The organism is Streptomyces sp. a15, from assembly GCF_059026085.1.
Window position 1 is genome coordinate 120,883 of record NZ_JBWLKM010000020.1, and the last position, 16,753, is coordinate 137,635.

General features: G+C 71.2%; 16 protein-coding genes. 10 read left to right on the top strand and 6 right to left on the bottom strand.

All coding sequences use genetic code 11. The features are described from left to right. Positions 1–31 precede the first annotated feature (31 nt). On the top strand, positions 32–1,303 hold the full coding sequence (gene fabF / locus AC5P09_RS22095) for a beta-ketoacyl-ACP synthase II (RefSeq protein ID WP_493875555.1): 1,272 nt from the start codon (positions 32–34) through the stop codon (positions 1,301–1,303). Positions 1,304–1,432: 129 nt separating this feature from the next. Here the strand turns inward: fabF and AC5P09_RS22100 are convergent, their stop codons facing one another. Then, on the bottom strand, positions 1,433–1,927 hold the full coding sequence (locus tag AC5P09_RS22100; protein ID WP_266440050.1) for a DUF3145 domain-containing protein: 495 nt from the start codon (positions 1,925–1,927) through the stop codon (positions 1,433–1,435). A 254-nt stretch (positions 1,928–2,181) separates the two neighbouring features. On the opposite strand from AC5P09_RS22100, the gene AC5P09_RS22105 reads away from it, so the two are divergent. Both AC5P09_RS22105 and AC5P09_RS22110 read left to right on the top strand, forming a co-directional pair. Beyond that, entirely contained in the window at positions 2,182–3,081 is a 900-nt protein-coding gene (locus AC5P09_RS22105; protein WP_493875556.1) for an SGNH/GDSL hydrolase family protein, read from the top strand. 29 nt (positions 3,082–3,110) lie between these two features. Further along, positions 3,111–4,082, top strand: coding sequence for an aldose epimerase family protein (locus AC5P09_RS22110; protein ID WP_493875557.1), 972 nt, complete (start codon positions 3,111–3,113; stop codon positions 4,080–4,082). A 161-nt stretch (positions 4,083–4,243) separates the two neighbouring features. Here AC5P09_RS22110 and AC5P09_RS22115 read toward each other — a convergent pair whose 3' ends face one another. Further along, positions 4,244–6,676, bottom strand: a complete 2,433-nt coding sequence (locus AC5P09_RS22115; RefSeq protein ID WP_493875558.1) for a beta-glucosidase H — start codon at positions 6,674–6,676, stop codon at positions 4,244–4,246. 109 nt (positions 6,677–6,785) lie between these two features. Between AC5P09_RS22115 and AC5P09_RS22120 the strand changes: the two genes are divergently transcribed. Beyond that, positions 6,786–7,361, top strand: coding sequence for a TetR/AcrR family transcriptional regulator (locus AC5P09_RS22120; protein WP_493875559.1), 576 nt, complete (start codon positions 6,786–6,788; stop codon positions 7,359–7,361). Here the strand turns inward: AC5P09_RS22120 and AC5P09_RS22125 are convergent. After that, positions 7,339–7,731, bottom strand: a complete 393-nt coding sequence (locus AC5P09_RS22125; protein ID WP_493875560.1) for a RidA family protein — start codon at positions 7,729–7,731, stop codon at positions 7,339–7,341. The genes AC5P09_RS22120 and AC5P09_RS22125 overlap by 23 nt on opposite strands. A 57-nt stretch (positions 7,732–7,788) precedes the next feature. On the opposite strand from AC5P09_RS22125, the gene AC5P09_RS22130 reads away from it, so the two are divergent. The 4 genes from AC5P09_RS22130 (at position 7,789) to AC5P09_RS22145 (ending at position 10,223) form a co-directional block, all read left to right on the top strand. Continuing rightward, on the top strand, positions 7,789–8,088 hold the full coding sequence (locus AC5P09_RS22130) for a helix-turn-helix domain-containing protein (protein ID WP_493875561.1): 300 nt from the start codon (positions 7,789–7,791) through the stop codon (positions 8,086–8,088). A gap of 263 nt (positions 8,089–8,351) precedes the next feature. Further along, positions 8,352–8,561, top strand: coding sequence for a LysR substrate-binding domain-containing protein (locus AC5P09_RS22135; protein WP_493875562.1), 210 nt, complete (start codon positions 8,352–8,354; stop codon positions 8,559–8,561). Between the two features lie 48 nt (positions 8,562–8,609). After that, positions 8,610–8,876: a hypothetical protein gene (locus AC5P09_RS22140; RefSeq protein ID WP_493875563.1), complete on the top strand. Its 267-nt coding sequence runs from the start codon at positions 8,610–8,612 to the stop codon at positions 8,874–8,876. 93 nt (positions 8,877–8,969) lie between these two features. Further along, a complete protein-coding gene (locus tag AC5P09_RS22145) occupies positions 8,970–10,223 on the top strand; it encodes a pyroglutamyl-peptidase I (RefSeq protein WP_493875564.1) in 1,254 nt (417 codons plus the stop codon). A gap of 122 nt (positions 10,224–10,345) precedes the next feature. Here the strand turns inward: AC5P09_RS22145 and AC5P09_RS22150 are convergent, their stop codons facing one another. Then, positions 10,346–11,116, bottom strand: coding sequence for an EI24 domain-containing protein (locus AC5P09_RS22150; RefSeq protein WP_493875565.1), 771 nt, complete (start codon positions 11,114–11,116; stop codon positions 10,346–10,348). A gap of 353 nt (positions 11,117–11,469) precedes the next feature. Then, a complete protein-coding gene (locus tag AC5P09_RS22155; protein ID WP_493875566.1) occupies positions 11,470–12,111 on the bottom strand; it encodes a hypothetical protein in 642 nt (213 codons plus the stop codon). 213 nt (positions 12,112–12,324) lie between these two features. Here AC5P09_RS22155 and AC5P09_RS22160 point away from each other — a divergent pair, with 213 nt between their 5' ends. Continuing rightward, positions 12,325–14,886 carry a M14 family zinc carboxypeptidase gene (locus AC5P09_RS22160; protein WP_493875567.1) on the top strand — a complete coding sequence of 854 codons (2,562 nt, stop codon included), beginning with the start codon at positions 12,325–12,327 and terminating at the stop codon, positions 14,884–14,886. Next, entirely contained in the window at positions 14,883–16,034 is a 1,152-nt protein-coding gene (locus tag AC5P09_RS22165) for a serine hydrolase domain-containing protein (protein WP_493875568.1), read from the top strand. The genes AC5P09_RS22160 and AC5P09_RS22165 overlap by 4 nt, the downstream gene beginning before the upstream one ends. A gap of 266 nt (positions 16,035–16,300) precedes the next feature. Here AC5P09_RS22165 and AC5P09_RS22170 read toward each other — a convergent pair whose 3' ends face one another. Next, positions 16,301–16,705: a hypothetical protein gene (locus tag AC5P09_RS22170; RefSeq protein WP_493875569.1), complete on the bottom strand. Its 405-nt coding sequence runs from the start codon at positions 16,703–16,705 to the stop codon at positions 16,301–16,303. Positions 16,706–16,753 lie beyond the last annotated feature (48 nt).

Consider the following 16,753-nt stretch of genomic DNA (forward strand, 5'->3'; position numbering starts at 1 on the left):
AATCCTCGTATCCGTTGGAGAAAGAATTCCCGTGAGCTCGACCAATCGCACCGTGGTCGTCACCGGTATCGGCGCAACCACACCGCTGGGTGGCGACGTAGCTTCTACCTGGGAGGGCCTGGTCGCCGGACGTTCCGGTGTCAAGGCCCTGGAGCAGGAGTGGGCCGCCGAGCAGGCGGTCCGCATCGCCGCGCCTGTGGCCGTGGAACCGACCGAGGTCATTCCGCGGCCGCAGGCCCGCCGACTGGACCGTTCGGCGCAGTTCGCGCTGATCGCGGCCCAGGAGGCGTGGAAGGACGCCGGCTTCGAAGCCAGGGCCGGGGAAGACACCAGCGTCGACCCCGACCGGCTCGGTGCGGTGATCGCCTCCGGCATCGGTGGTGTGACGACCCTCCTCGACCAGTACGACGTGCTCAAGGAGAAGGGCGTCCGCCGCGTCTCCCCGCACACCGTCCCCATGCTGATGCCGAACGGTCCCTCCGCCAACGTGGGTCTGCTCGTGGGCGCCCGTGCGGGCGTGCACACGCCGGTCTCCGCGTGCGCCTCCGGCGCCGAGGCCATCGGCTACGCCATCGAGATGATCCGCTCCGGCCGCGCCGACATCGTCGTCGCGGGTGGCACGGAAGCGGCCATCCATCCGCTGCCGATCGCCGCGTTCGGCAACATGATGGCGATGTCCAAGAACAACGACGACCCCCAGGGCGCCTCACGTCCCTACGATCTCGCCCGCGACGGCTTCGTCCTCGGCGAGGGCGCCGGCGTGATCGTCCTGGAGTCCGCCGAGCACGCCGCCAAGCGCGGGGCGCGGGTGTACGCCGAGGCGGTCGGGCAGGGCATCTCCGCCGACGGCCACGACATCGTGCAGCCGGAGCCGGAGGGGCGGGGCATCTCGCACGCCCTGCAGAACCTGCTGGACCGCACCGACCTGGACCCCGCCGAGATCATGCACGTCAACGCGCATGCGACCTCGACGCCGGCCGGTGACGTGGCGGAGCTGAAGGCGCTGCGCAAGGTGTTCGGCGACGACGCCGACCACATGGCGGTCTCCGCGACCAAGTCGATGACCGGTCACCTGCTCGGTGGCGCGGGCGGTGTCGAGACCGTCGCGACGGTGCTCGCGCTGTACCACCGGGTGGCTCCGCCGACCATCAACATCGAGAACCTCGACCCCGAGGCCGAGGCCAACGCGGACATCGTGCGCGGTGAGGCTCGGAAGCTGCCGGTCGAGGGGCGGATTGCTGCGCTGAACGACTCGTTCGGGTTCGGTGGGCACAATGTGGTGCTGGCGTTCCGAACGGTCTGATTTCTGCCGTGAACGGCGTGTGGCCCGAACCCCGGGTTGGGGGCGGGCCACACGCCGTTTTGGTCTCTGTTGTCGGCCGACTGCGGGCCGTCTTGGGCTGGTCGCGCAGTTCCCCGCGCCCCTAGGGCGTCACACCACCTGGTGTAGCCAGCGGACCGGGGCGCCTTCGCCCGCGTACCTGAACGGCTCCAACTCGTCGTCCCAGGGCTTTCCCAGGAGCTTGGACAGTTCCGCCTCCAGGTCCGTCTCGCCGCGCTGGGAGCGGAGCAGGGCCGCCCGCAGACGGTCCTCCGGGATCAGGATGTCGCCGTGGATGCCGGTGACGGCGTGGAAGATGCCGAGTTCGGGGGTGCAGCTGTAGCGCTCGCCCTCGGCGGTGGCGCAGGGCTCGGCGGTGACCTCGAAGCGGAGGAGGTGCCAGCCTCTCAGTGCGGAGGCCAGTTTGGAGGCGGTGCCGACCTGGCCCTGCCAGGAGAACTCGGAGCGCCAGGTGCCGGGCGCGGCGGGCTGCCGGATCCAGTCGAGGTTGACGCGTGTGCCGAGCACCCCGGCGACGGCCCACTCGACGTGCGGGCACAGCGCGCGCGGCGCGGAGTGCACGTACAGAACTCCACGTGTCGTCACCGGGACCTCCGGGCAGAGCGGGACATCTTGCGAACTGGCTGACGGCAGTGGCCGGGCAGCCACGTTGATGGCGAGGCTACCGTGCGGCGGCGCAAGGAGTGTGACGTACCGTCGGTCCCAGTGCCGTGAAACCCCGCCATTCACTCGGCAGGACGCCAGTACGGGTGCGAACCGTTGCACGGGGGGCGTCGGGAACTCTCGCGCGTTGTTATGGGAGGACGAGCTTTTTCGACGACCGAGGGGATCACCACCGGATGCGGAAGCAGAGCCACCGCTCGCGCGCCGTTCTCGCCGTCCTGGCGGCGGCCGTCCTGGGCGTCACCGGCTGTGACGCCGTCGGTGGCGACTCGCCGGGGCCGAGCGGCACCGGGGCGCAGAAGGCGAAGCCGTCCCCGAAGCCGACGCCGGACTGGGACAGCAGCCCGGCATCGGTCGCCGCCGTGGGGGACTCCATCACGCGCGGTTTCGACGCGTGCTCGGTGCTGTCGGACTGCCCCGAGGTGTCGTGGGCGACCGGCAGCAGTGCCAAGGTCGACAGTCTCGCCGTACGGCTGCTGGGCAGGGCGAAGGCTGCCGAGCGGAGTTGGAACTACGCGGTGACCGGAGCGCGGATGGCGGACCTGCCCGGTCAGATGACGCAGGCGGCCGTGAAGAAGCCGGCGCTGGTGGCGGTGATGACGGGGGCGAACGACGCCTGCCGGGCCAGCATCTCGGCGATGACGTCCGTGGCCGACTTCCGGGCCGACTTCGAGGACGCGCTGAGCAGGCTGCGCACGGCCTCGCCCAAGACGCAGGTGTACGTGGCGAGCGTGCCGAACCTGAAGCGGCTGTGGTCCCAGGGTCGTACGAACCCGATGGGCACGCGGGTGTGGCAGCTGGGCATCTGCCCGTCGATGCTGGCGGACCCGAACGTGTTGGACGCGGCGGCGACCGAGCGGCGGGACACCGTGCAGCAGCGGGTGGAGGACTACAACGAGGTGTTGGAGGAGGTCTGCGCCAAGGACCGCCACTGCCGCTTCGACGGGGGCGCGGTGTACGACTTCCGGTTCGGGACCGACCAGCTGAGCCACTGGGACTGGTTCCATCCGAGTGTGAACGGCCAGGCGCGGCTCGCGGAGATCGCCTATCGCACGGTGACGGGCAAGAAGGCGTGACGTACAGGTCGTGACCTAAAGTTCCGCACATGAACGAACTCTTCGGCACACTTTCCGACGGCACGCCTGTTCACCGCTGGACCCTGGAGCGGGCCGGCGTCCGCGTGCGGATCCTGTCGTACGGCGGGATCGTGCAGTCGGTGGAGGTCCCGGACCGGGAGGGGCACGCCGCGGACGTGGTGCTCGGCTTCCCGGAGCTCGACGGCTATGTGACGCACCCGGACCCGTACTTCGGCGCCCTGGTCGGGCGGTACGCGAACCGGATCGCGGGCGGCCGCTTCCCGCTGGACGGCCGGACGTACGCGCTCGCGCTCAACAACCCGCCCAATTCCCTGCATGGCGGCGAGCGGGGCTTCGACAAGCGGGTGTGGGACGTGACGCCGGTCGAGCACGGTGTGCGTCTGACGCGGGTGAGCGCCCATGGCGAGGAGGGCTTCCCAGGGCGTCTGGAGGTCTCGACGACGTACTCGCTGGACGAGGCCGGTGCGCTGCGGATCGCGTACGAGGCGGTCACGGACGCGCCGACCGTCGTGAACCTGACCAACCACAGCTACTTCAACCTGGGCGGGTCGGGGAACGCCGGCGGGCACGAACTGCGGATCGCCGCCTCCCGGTTCACTCCGGTCGACGCGGACCTGATCCCGACCGGCGTCCTGGACGAGGTGGCGGACACACGCTTCGACTTCCGTCAGGCGCGGAAGGTGGGTTCCGGGTACGACCACAACTTCGTGCTCGACAAGGGGGTGACGGACGGGCCCGTGGAGGTCGCCGAGCTGTACGACCCGGCGTCCGGCCGGGTGCTGACCGTGGCGACCACCGAGCCCGGCCTCCAGCTGTACACCGCGGACCACCTCGGCGAGCCCTTCGCGCCCTGCGACGGCATCGCGCTGGAGACGCAGCACTTCCCCGACTCCCCGAACCGCCCGGAGTTCCCGAGCACGGTGCTGCGGCCGGGCGAGGTGTGTCGCTCGGAGACGGTGTACGGGTTCTCCACCCGATAGACGCCGGTTCCCCACCCGATAGACGCCGGTTCCCCACCCGATAGACGCCGGTTCCCCACCCGATAGACGCCGGGCGTTTCCGCCTGTCGGACGTGATGAGCCCCGGCCCAGGGGTCAGGTCCCGGGCCGGGGCTGGTTCATGGGGAGCAACGTGTCCCGTATCAGACGTTAATCGTCGCGGTGAGCCGACGGTCCGTGATTGAGCGGCTCACCTGGATCTCGTACGAACCCTTCACAAACGACCAGGCCCCCTCCTTCTCGTCCCAGACCTCGAAGGCCCGGCGCGGGAGTTCCACGGTGGCCTCGACGGTCTCGCCGGGTGCGGCCGTGACGCCCGCGAAGCCGGCCAGCCGGCGGGCGGGGCGTTCGGCGTCGGGCTCGCCGGGGGCCAGATAGACCTGGACGACCTCGTGGCCGGGGCGCGGGCCGGAGTTGCGGAGGCGGACCCGGGCGGTGGTGCCCCGGACCTCGACCGACTCGTAGGTCCAGTCGGTGTAGCCGAGGCCGTGGCCGAAGGGGTACGCCGGGGTGCGGCCCTGCTTCTCCCAGGCGGTGTAGCCGATGAAGACGCCCTCGCGGTACGGGAGCTCGCCGCTCTCCGGGACGACCTGGGTGACCGGGGCGTCGGCGAGGCTGCCCCAGGTGCTGGGGAGGCGGCCGCCGGGCTCGTGGGCGCCGGTCAGAACGTCGGCGAGGGCGTCGCCGCCCTCCTGGCCGGGGAACCAGCTGAGCAGGACGGCGGCCGCCTCCTCGCGCCAGGGCAGTTCCACCGGGGAGCCGGCGTTGACGATCACGACGGTGTTCGGGTTGGCGGCGGCGACCACACGGACCAGGTCGTCCTGGCGGCCGGGGAGGGTGAGGTCGGTGCGGTCGAAGCCCTCGGACTCGACGCGTTCGGTGGTGGCGACCACGACGACGGCCGTGTCGGCGGCGCGGGCGGCCGCCACGGCCTCGGCGATCAGCTCGTCGGGGTCGCGCTGCGGTTCCTGGTGCGCGAGGGCGAAGGAGACGACCTTCGTCGGGAAGTCGTCGGGGAGCCGGACGACGTAGGTGAGGGAGACGTCGACCGGGCGGTCCGCGGTGAGTTCGGCCCGGGCGCAGGGGGTGGGGGCGCCGAAGAACGCCTCGAAGGGGTCGGCGTCGTTGGCGGGGCGCCGGACGTCGTCGAAGTGCGTGGTGCCGTCGACCCGGAGGGTGAAGGCGCCGAGGCCCTTGATGCCGAAGGTGTGGGTGCCGGTGGCGCGCGGGGTGAAGGTGCCGGTCAGTTCGACGGCGTGGAGGCCCGCGCGGGTGACGCCGTCGGGGAGGTCGTCGCCCATCCACTGGAGCTGGCCGTTCGGCGCGGAGGCGGTGCCGATGACCTGGCCGTCGGCGTCGCGGCAGACGGCCCGCAGCTCGAAACCCTTGTCGGCGACGGCGAGTTCGGTGTTCGGGTCGGCGCCGACGGCGTAGCTGAGGGTGCCTTCGGGGAGGGCCGCGGTGAGGCCGTCGAGCGGGGAGACGATCCGGGCCGGGAAGACGGTGGCGGAGCCGCCGCCGAGGACGCGGGCGTCGCGGGCGGCGGCTCCGATGAGGGCGATCGTGCCCGGCTTCAGCGGCAGTGCCTGGTTCTCGTTGCGCACGAGAACGAAGGAGCGGCGGGCGATCTCGCGGGCCAGGGCCTCGCCGTCGACGGTGTCGGGCAGTTCGGTGACGGCCGGCTCGGCGCCCTCCAGGATGCCGACGCGGGCGGCGAGCCGCAGGACGTTGCGGACGGCGTCGTCGACCTTGGCCTCGTCGACCTCGCCGTCCCGCACGGCCTTCGCGAGCGCGTCGCCGTACACGGTCTGCGGGCCGGGCATGGCGACGTCCAGTCCGCCGTTGATGGCACCGGTGGTCGAGCGGGCGGCGGTCCAGTCGGAGACGTTGAAGCCGTCGAAGCCCCATTCGCCGCGCAGGATCTCGTTCACCAGGTGGTGGTGCTCGGTCATCGTGGTGCCGTTGACCGAGTTGTAGGCGGTCATGATGCCCCAGGGGTGGGCGTTCTCGACGATCGCCTCGAAGGGGGCGAGGTACAGCTCGCGCAGGGCGCGCTCGCTCAGCAGGTTGTTCACCGTGAAGCGTTCGGTCTCGGCGTCGTTGGCGACGAAGTGCTTGACGGTGGTGCCGACGCCGCCGGACTGGACGCCGGTCACATAGCCGGAGCCGATGAGGCCGGTGAGGTACGGGTCCTCGCTGTACGCCTCGAAGTGGCGGCCGCCGAGCGGGGAGCGGTGCAGGTTGACCGTGGGCGCGAGCAGGACGTGGACGCCCTTGCGGCGGGCCTCCTGGGCGAGGAGGACGCCGGCGCGGCGGGCCAGCTCCGGGTCCCAGGTGGCGGCGAGCGCGGTCGGCGAGGGCAGCGCGATGGACGGGTCGTCGGCGCTCCAGTGGACGCCCCGGACCCCGATCGGGCCGTCCGACATGACGAGGGACTCGAGGCCGATCTCCGGCAGGGCCGGCAGGGACCACGTGTCCTGGCCGGCCAGGAGCCTGGTCTTGGCGTCCAGGTCGAGTGTGCGCAGGGCCGTCTCTACGGCCGCCTCCGTGTCCGGCGATGTCGGGGTTCCCGCCATGGCTGTGCCTCCTCGTTGAAGCCTGGGTCCGTGCGGTTCCTCCATCCTGCATCGATTACCTGTAGACCGGTAGGTTTCGTTATCGTGCCGTTACATTGGGTTGGTTCCGGTGTCGTACGGTGACGGCATGAGCGCGAGAGTCAGGAGCGAGGAGCGGCGGGCCGCGATCGTCACGGCGGCGCTGGAGGTGATCGCCGAGCGCGGTTACCGGGGCGCGAGTCTCGCGGCGGTGGCCGAGCGGGTGGGGCTGACCCAGCAGGGGCTGCTGCACTACTTCCCGACGAAGGACGCGCTGCTCGTGGCCGTCCTCGAGGAGCGGGACAGGTGGGACGCGGTCCCGGCCGGGCAGTGGCGGACCGACCTCCTCGCCCAGCTCGTCGAGTACAACGCGATGCGCCCCGGCATCATCCAGACCTTCTCCGCACTGCTCGGCGAGAGTGTCACGGAGGGGCATCCGGCGCGCGGCTACTTCACCGAGCGGTACGCGCAGGTGCGGGCGAGCATGGCGCAGGTCCTGCGCGCCGAGTACGGCGACCGGCTGCCGAACGGACTCACCCCGGAACGCACCGCTCCCCTGCTGGTCGCGGTGATGGACGGTCTGCAGTACCAGTGGCTGCTGGACCCGGACTCGGTGGACATGCCGGGGGCGTTCCGGGACTTCCTCACGATGCTGGGCGAGGGCTGACCGCCACCACCTCGACCTCGACCTGCGCCTCGGGCCGGACCAGCCGGGGCACCTCGAAGGTCATGCTGGTGGGCGGGGTCCCGGTGAGGAACTGCCGTCGCACGGTGCCGTATTCCTCCAGCCCGCCGATGTCCGTGAGGCAGGTCCGGATGTTGATGATGTCGGCCAGGGTCGCCCCGTGGGCCCTGAGCAGGGCGTCCAGCGCCTCGAAGACGCCTCGGCCCTGCTCGGCGAGGGTGGCGCCCTCGGCGATCTGCCCGGAGACGAACAACAGGGCACTGCCGTCGGCGTGTTCGACGCGGGCGACCTGGGAGTAGTACGGGCCGAGCGGTTGGGGCGCGGAGGTGGGGTTGCCGATGGTGATCTGCATGCCTCGACGCCAGGTCCGGGCCAGGGGTGCGACAAGCGAATGTCTAGCACGGCTGCCATGCAGAACCAGCATGCCTCTGTGGACGTTCCCGATCTCTCCTCCGTGTGGCTGCGGGTCTACCTGGAGGTGGCCCGGCAAGGGTCCTTCACTGTCGCCGCCCGCACCCTCGGCTGGACCCAGTCGGCGGTCTCCCGGCAGGTCTCCTCGCTGGAAGGGGCCCTGGGCGGCGCCCCGCCATCCGCTGACGGCGGGCCCGGAACCCGTGCGCCTCGGCCAACTCGCCGACGCCGACTGAATCTCCGGCGGCCCCGCCCCGAGGGCACCCTGCTGGACGCCGCCCTGCGGCAGGGGTGGTAGCTGCTCGCCAAGGAGTGCGTACGAGGTCGAATTAGCTCGATCGTGTGATGATCGACATCCGGGCTTGCGCTGCCCTGGGCCATTCGGGTTTGAGCGCGTCCGCGAAACGTGATCTTGCGATCTGGGACGCCGGGTACGGCGTCAGCGTGCGGGGCCCCTGCTCTACCGGAGTGATGGTTCAGGGCCTCCCCGTCGCCCTCTGGCCGTACCCACATGGCCAGGTCGCGAGGGAACCGACCTCCCGGGCACGGACCACGCACAGGATGCGTGTCGCCGCCGGACTCGGCGTGACGCTGGTGCCGGCGCTCGCCGCCGGGTCCGTACGCCCGGATGTCACGTTGCTGCCGGTACTTGACGACGGGGGGCCCGCGCGGGCCGTGTACGCGGCGACCGTGCGGGGCCGCTCGCTCGCGCCGGCCGCCGAGGCCTTCCTCGGGGCACTGCGGGAGGCGGCCGCCCGCATCCCGGCCTAGGTATGCGTACTCAGGCGCTCATCCGGCCCCGGGACGAGGATGAGCCGTATGAGAGGGAGAAACATCATCGCGGTGCTCGCTCTGCTGCCCGTCAACGCCCTGGCCGTGGGCTACGGGTGGCTGGCGGTCGGCATGACCGGGTGGGCGGCGGGCTTCGACGACGAACCGTACGAGGCGCCGATGGCCGAACTGGGCGCCACCTGCGGGGTGGTGGCGGCCATCGGCGTGCTGCTGTGGCTGGCCCGGCTGCGGGGAGCCGCGGTGTTCCAGATGGCTCCGTTGCTCGTGCTCGCCCTGCTGATGCCGTCCTCCTGAGCCACACCCCATGGCGTGGACCACTTCCGTCACGCGATACTGCGGCCGTTCGCACCCCACGCGCCCCACAGCGACGGAAGGACCTGAACTTCCTTGAATTCCATACGTGTTCGGATCGGCGTTCTCGGGCTGGCTCTGGTGGCCGGGCTGGCGGCCCCCACCCAGGCGTCCGCCGCCGAGACCGCTCTCTCACCCACCGTCGAGGAGCAGCGGCTCGACCGGGCCGTACCGCAGGAGATCCTCCGGCGTTCCGGATTCGACGCCGTGACCGCGGAGTTCGCCCGGGAGCTCGGTGCGGCGCGCTCCTACGCCGAGGCGCGGCGGGTCGTCGTACGGGAGGGGTCGGCGCTGTGGCGGCGGGCCGTCGGGCGGGCGCAGGGGCGGGGGCCGGTGGGCGGTGACCTCAGTCGGGACGACGACCGGCCGCTGTACTGGGCGCGGCTGGGGATGACGCGGGAAGTGCGGACGTGGGAGCCGGGGTTCGGGCTGACGGACGACCGACGGACGGCTCTGCTCGGTGAGTTGGAGCGGACGTCACGCGGGCAGACCGCTGTGCGGTACCCGCGGGGCGACGGGATCAAGCAGGTCCTTGTCACCGGCTTCGATCCGTTCACGCTGGACCGGGACATCCGGATCTCCAATCCATCGGGAGCGACCGCGCTGGCGCTCGACGGCACGGTGATCGAGACCGCGGAGGGGCCGGCGCGGGTCGAGACCGTCGTCTTCCCGGTGCGCTGGCAGGACTTCGCGGACGGGACGGTGGAGCGGACGCTGCGGCCGTATCTGCGGCAGGTGGATCTCTTCGCCACCGTGAGTCAGGGGCGCGTGGGGCGGTTCGACGTCGAGCGGACCAACGGGGCCTGGCGGGGCGGGTTCCCCGACAACGACAACATCGGCAGGACCGAGACCGTGCCGGTCCGTGATCCAGCCTCGCAGCCGCAGTGGACCTCTACGACGCTGCCGTACGCGACGATCGTGGGCGCCGAGACCGGGCGGTTCCCTGTGTACGACAACACGAGTGTGACCGAGATTCCGGCGGGCGGTACGGAGGCCGTGGTGCGGGCGGACGGGCCGACGCCGGGGTCGACCGCGCGGGCCGGGGGTGGCGGGAACTATCTGTCCAACGAGATCGCCTATCGGGCCACGCTGTTGCGGGACCGGCTGGGGTTGCACGAGGTGCTGCCGGGTGGGCATGTGCATACGCCTGTGCTGCAGTTCGGGGCGGGGAACACGGATCCGGCGAGTGGGATGGTGACGGATGCGGAGTTCGTGCGGAACCGGGTGGACATCATTGCTCAGGTGACGGGGATTGTGCGGGTGGCTGTGGAAGGGACATCGGCCTTGTAGGTGTCCGGTGGTGTGGGCGGAGGTGGGCGTCGGGTTTTTCGCCCCCTCCGCCCCTTCCCGTCCCGTCCCGTCCCTGGGGGCTGCGCCCCCAGACCCCCGCTTCGGCCCGAAGGGCCTCGTCCTCAAACGCCGGACGGGCTGAAAGGCGTCTCCTCGGCCAGTAGGTCCCGGGCCATCAGCGTCGCGCCCGCGACCGCGCCCGGCATCAGGAAGACCGCGACGAAGGGGATCAGGAAGGACACGGCGAGGGGGGTGCCGAAGCCCCAGACCAGGGTTTTGCGGGTGCGGAGGAGGGCGAGGCGGTCCCGGAGTTCGACGCGGCGGCGTTGGAGGGCGACGGAGGTGAGTTCCTGGGTGAGGAAGAAGCCGGTGACGAGGAAGCCGATCACCGGGACGACCGTCTGGCCGACGACCGGGATGAAGCCGAGCCCGAACAGGAGGACGCCCCACAGCACGGCGCGTACGAGGATGCGGAGGCTGTCGCGGGCCGAGATCCACAGCTCGCGCCAGAGCGGGAGGCCGGACTCGGGGGCGGTGCCGTCCGGCGAGACGTCCCGGTCGACCTTCTCGGAGAGGTTCTCGTAGAAGGGCTGGCCGATCAGGAGGGTGACCGCGGTGAAGGTGATGACGGAGAGGAGAAGGGCGAGGGCGAAGAGGACGGCGGTCAGGAAGCCCCGGAAGAGACCGGACCACGGGCTCGACCAGTCGTCCGCGAACGGGGTCGCCCACGTCACGAAGTCCTCGCCCCAGAGGGCCAGGGCGACCAGGGCCGCCGCGTAGAGGACCAGGGTGATCAGGCCCGGGAGCAGGCCGAAGCCGAACTGCTTGCCGTGCCGGGCCACCCAACGCTGGCCCTCCATGAGGTACTTGAATCCCGCCCCGAGATCGCGCATGGGGGAACTCTATCGGGAGGTTGTTGGTCACTTTTCGACCAACCGAGTCGGCTTGGTGCCCCGGTGCCGGGTCACACAGGAGTCACCGCCACCACAACCGTTCCTGTGGACTGAGCGGGAGTGAGTCCCGTTCAGCCGCGCGCCCCGAACGGTCTTGGGCACACTGGTCCCCGGCGTACTCGACCCCGGGTGGCGACACGCATCGTGTGCGTGGTCCGGGCCCGGGAGGCCAGTTCCCTGCGCGACCTGGCCAGTTGGATACGGCCAGAGGCGGCGGGGAGGCCCTGAACCATCCTCTGGTGGAGCAGGGGCCCCGCACGCTGACGCCGTACCCGGTGTCCCAGGTCGCACGATCACGTTAGCCCGATCAGCCCAGGGCACCGCAAGCCCGCAAGCGGACGATCACCCGATTGAGCTAATTCGGCCTTGTGCGCACTCCTTGGTGAGCAGTTCCAACCCCCCGCTCCGCCGCCGGAGACACCGCCGCCGACACCCGTACCGCCGCCGCCCGCCCGGATCACCGGGGTGAGGGCGAGGAGCGCACCGGCGGCCAGTCCAGCCGCCGCCGGCAGCAGGGGCGAGGCCGCCTCGACCAGGTCGCCGAGCGCCGCCGCGAACTCCTCCACGGCCGGCTCCACGGCGTCCAGGACGGGCAGGAGGCTGTCGCCCAGGGCCGCGAGCAGCGCCTGGGCCGGTTCGCTCACGGGGTGTACGGCCAGCGGCGCCCCGGACGTGCCCAGCCGCATCAGCGTGTCGACGATCCGGTAGAACGCCTCCTGGGCCTGCGGGGACTCGCTCGCCTCGGCCAGTTCCGCGGTGGTCTCGCGCAGGACGCGCAGCGCCTCGCTGCCCGAACCGTCGTGCGGGTCGAAGGTGTTGATGGCGATTCTGGTGATGTTCCCGGCCGTGTCGAGGAGTTGGCCGGTGATGTCGGTGGTGTTGCGGGCCATGCGCAGTACGTCGTCCCTGCTGGGGAGCGAAGGGATCGTGGCCACGAGCTCTCTCCTCGTCTCACACGCCGCAACCGGCGCCGAACTCCTGGGTGTTCCGCCCTCAGCATGCCCACTCCGCACCCGCAATGCGCCCCCTGCCGGCCACCGGTGACGAGCCGTCCGGGGTGTCTGCGACACCGACTCCCTCTTGTTGCGGTTGAGTCGAACAGGTACACATCGCCGTACCGATCACAGGAAGCCCCACAGGAGGTACGCGTGCGCACCACGAGAACCGTTCCTGCGAGACCTGTTCTGATCACCGCCCTCGCCGTCACCACGGCGGGCTCACTCCTGCTCACCCCCCACACCGCCGTCGCGAGGCCCGAGCCCCCCGTCACCCGCGAGGGCCCCGCCGTCGACGAGCGCGCCGCCCGTGCCCCCGAGAGCGCCGCCGAACGGGCACTCACCGATCAGGGCAGCCCGACCACCGGCACCGGGCGCGGCTATCCTCGCGAACAGGTCCTGACTCCCGACCCGGAGAACCCCGCCGACAGGTCCATCAAGCTCGGCCTCACCCCGTACCACGGGATCGCCCCGAAGCTGAACGCCCTGCAACGGCTCGGCGACCGGGTGAGCGTCGAGGTCGCGGGCCGTTCGGCCGGCGGGCACCGGCTCTACCTCGTGACCGTGACCGCCCCGGAGAGCGCCCGTCAGGCCCGCGCCCAGGAGCGGATGCGGGAGCTGATCGAGAGCGCGCCGGGCAAGGCCGCCAAGGACCCGGCGGTCAAGGCGGGTTACAAGACTCCCGTCTTCTTCAACAACAACATCCACGGCAACGAGTGGGAGGGCACCGACGCCTCCCTGAGGATCGTCGAGCAGCTCGCGACCGCGAACGACGCGAAGACGAAGGACCTCCTCGCGCACAGCCGCCTCTACTTCAACATCACGGCCAACCCGGACGGCCGTATCGCCGGCACCCGCGCCAACGCCAACGGCTTCGACATGAACCGGGACTTCGTCACCGCCTCGCAGCCCGAGGTGCGGGCGATGCGGCAGATCGAGATCGACAAGCAGCCGGCCGTCATGCTCGACCTGCACGGCTACGTCAACGGCACGCTCATCGAGCCCACCACTCCCCCGCACGGCGAGAACTACGAGTACGACCTGTTCCTGAAGAACACCTACGCCAACGCGCTGCGCATGGAGACCGCCGTCAACGGCCTCGGCTACACGCCCGCGAAGGACGGCGTGCGGCCCGCGCAGATCCCCTTCCGGGACCAGGAGGAGGGCTGGGACGACTGGCCGCCGATCTTCACCCCGCAGTACGCGGCCTTCCACGGCACGGTCGCCGCGCACACCGTGGAGATCCCGCTGGCGGTGAACAACGCCGCCTACACCAGCCTGCCGGAGAGCGAACTGCGCCGCCGGTCCGCGATCAACGTGGACGTGGCCGGTGCCGCCATCCGGGCCACCCTCGACTTCGTCCGGACGAACCGCACGTCGCTCGTCGCCGACCAGATCGAGGTCTTCCGGCGCGGGGCGGCGGGCGCGGCCCAGGTGCCGGTTTCGGAGGAGACCGTGCCGGGCGTTCCGGGCATCGGTCCGGAGGACGTGTACACCACCGACTTCCCGCGCGCCTATGTCATCCCCGGCGGGTCCACCGCCGCCGCCCGTCTCGTCGACCACCTCCTCGCCAACGACGTCCGCGTCACCCGCGCCGCCCGCGACTTCCGGCTCGCGGGACGGTCGTACACGAAGGGCTCCTACGTCGTCGACATGCACCAGCCCAAGCGAGGGCTCGCGAACGTGCTGCTCGCCGACGGGACGGACATCAGCGACAAGGTCTCGGTGATGTACGACATCTCGGGCTGGAGCCTGGGCCGCCTGTGGGGCGCCACGGTCGAGCCGGTGACGTCCGGCGGCCTGACGGGCCTGCCGCTGCGGACCGTCGAGGAGGCCGCGCCGGTCGGTCACGTCGCCCCGCGCGGCGACCTGCGGCTGCGGCTCGACGACCCGCAGGAGATTGCGGCGCTCAACTTCCTGCTCCAGCAAGGCGTTTCGGTACGGCGGTCCGCGGACGGCAGTGCGATCGTGCCGGCGGCGGCGCGGACGAAGGCGGCCGCGGCGGCGCGGACGTACGACGTCGTCTTCGACACGACGAAGGCGACCGGCACGACCGAGCTGCGCCGGCTGCGGGTGGCCGCCGCCGTCACGCCCGGTGAGCTGTTCGCGCTGCGGGAGATGAACTTCGAGGTCACGCCGGTGTCGACGGCCGTGCTGAACGCGGGCTTCGACTGGGCGGAGGCGGACGTGCTGTTCGTGTCGGCGGGACTGAATTACGGCGCCCTGAACACGACCGCCCGTACCGCCCTCGACGCCTTCCTCGGCAGCGGGCACGGGCTCGTCGGGCGCGGGGTCACCGGAGCCGACCTGAGCACCGCCGCCGGGCTGCTGGCGGCCAAGCCGGTCGAGGGCAACGGGGACGCCAACGGCGTGGTGCGGGTGGTGAATTCGGGACCGGTGACGGCCGGTGCGCCGGATCACGGGTTCGTGTACGCGCCCGTCTGGTTCACCGACCTCGGCCCCGGGGTCCGGGTGGAGCAGACCTACGGGACCGGTAACCCGCTCGTCTCCGGGCACTGGCGAGCGCTGGAGGACGGCTCCGGCGGTCCCGCTCAGGCGGCGGGGCAGGCCTCGGTCGTCAGTGGCTCGGGGGCCGTTCTGTTCGGCACCGAACCCCTCTTCCGGGACCATCCGAAGGGGGAATTCGCGCAGGTGGCACGCGCGCTGTTCACAGTGGCGCAGGCGCGTGGCGGTACAGGTGAGGAGAGCGGATGACACAGGAGATCCACGGCACCGTCGCGGACGGATTCGAGGCGGTACGCGAGGAGTTCGCCGCCTTCGTGGCGGGGGAACGCCCGGACTACGAGGGGCAGTTGTGCGCGTACGCGCACGGCCGCAGAGTCGTCGACCTGTGGACGGGGAACGGCACCGACGCCGGTTCCCTCTACGGCGTGTACTCCTCGACCAAGGGTGCCGCCCACCTCGTGGTCGCGCTACTCGTGCAGGACGGCACGCTCGAGCTGGACCGCAAGGTGACGTACTACTGGCCGGAGTTCAGCGCCGAGGGCAAGGGCGCGCTGACCCTGCGCGAGCTGGTCTCGCACCGCGCGGGCGTGGTCGGGCTCGACGCCGGGTTCACCGCGCAGGAGCTGGCCGACGACCGGCTGGTCGCCGAACGGCTCGCCGACCAGCGGCCGTTCTGGCGGCCGGGCACGGCGTTCGGCTACCACGCGCTCGTCATCGGCGCGCTCGCCGGGGAGGTCGTACGGCGCGCCACCGGCCGTACGCTCCAGGAGGTGTACGAGGAGCGGATCCGCGTCCCGTACGGGCTCGACTTCTTCCTGGGGCTGCCCGAGGCACTGGAACCGCGCTACCGCCCGGTCCAGCCGATGGCCCCGACGGCGACGCAACAGGCGCTGCTGGACTCGGTGGCGACCGGCCCGCACACGCTCTCCTCGATCGCCTTCAACCAGCACGTGCCGAACTCGGGTGACCTGGTGGACTACGCCAACTCCCGTGCCGTACGCGCCAAGGGACCGGCGTCGGCGGGCGGGGTCGCCGCCGCGCGCGGGCTCGCCGGGATGTACGCGGCGGCGATCAGCGAGGTGGACGGGCGGCCGCCGCTGCTGAAGCCGGACACGGTCGCCGAGGTGGGGCAGATCCACTCGGCCGGGTACGACCTGGTGGCCCGGGCGCACAAGTCGTACGGGCTCGGCTTCCAGGCGACGGCCGACATGTGGCATCCGTTCCTGGGTGCCGGGACGTTCGGGCACAGCGGAGCGGGCGGTTCGCAGGCCTTCGCCGATCCGCGCAGCGGGCTGGCGTACGGCTACACCCGCCGCCGGATGGCGTTCCCGGGCGGGGCGGCACCGGAGAACGAGCGGCTGGTGCGGGCGGTACACAGGGCGGCGCTGGCGAGCTGATCGCAGACGGGCGCCTACGGTGCTGCGTGACGTCCGCGGCGGGCTTCTACGCCGTCGCGGACGCCACGCAGCGATGTGCCGAACGTCCGCGGCGGGTTTCGGCGCCGTCGCGGGCGTCAGTGGCCCTGCCGGCAGGATCGCGGCGGGGACGGATAAGAGCGCGGCTCACGTCGAACAGCAGTCGCGTCGTCGGACCGTTGAATCGAACCCCTTGCGCGTCGATGGTTCGCGCAGCTCTCGAAACTCTTCGTTCTTCGGGTGTCGTGCTAGTCGATCTGCCCCATGACACCACCGGGGTAGCGGTTGACCTCGCCTGCCCTGGAGAACAGGGACGGTGCGTCGACGGGACAGTCGGCCATGGCCCAGGACGGGTTCCCCGACACGATGAGGCCCGGTCCGTCGGCGGACTCCAGCAGGAACATGTAGTCCGGGTCCTCGGTGATGCCGTACCGCTCGGCCACCGCCTTCACCTCGTCGGTGGAGGAGACCTTACGGATGGTCAGTCCCCTCATCGTCGAGCGGAGGAACATGACGTCGACATGGCCGGCGGCCACCTCGATACGCGGCCCGGCCTCAAGGCCGAGATGCGCGTCGCTGCGCAGGCGCAGGGTCCGATGCGTGACCGAGTAGTCCCACACCTTGAAAAGCCGGTCCGGCTGGCTGAATTCCATGCCCTTTCTCCTGTCCTGTCCTGCCTGCGCAGTCACGCGAAAGTCACC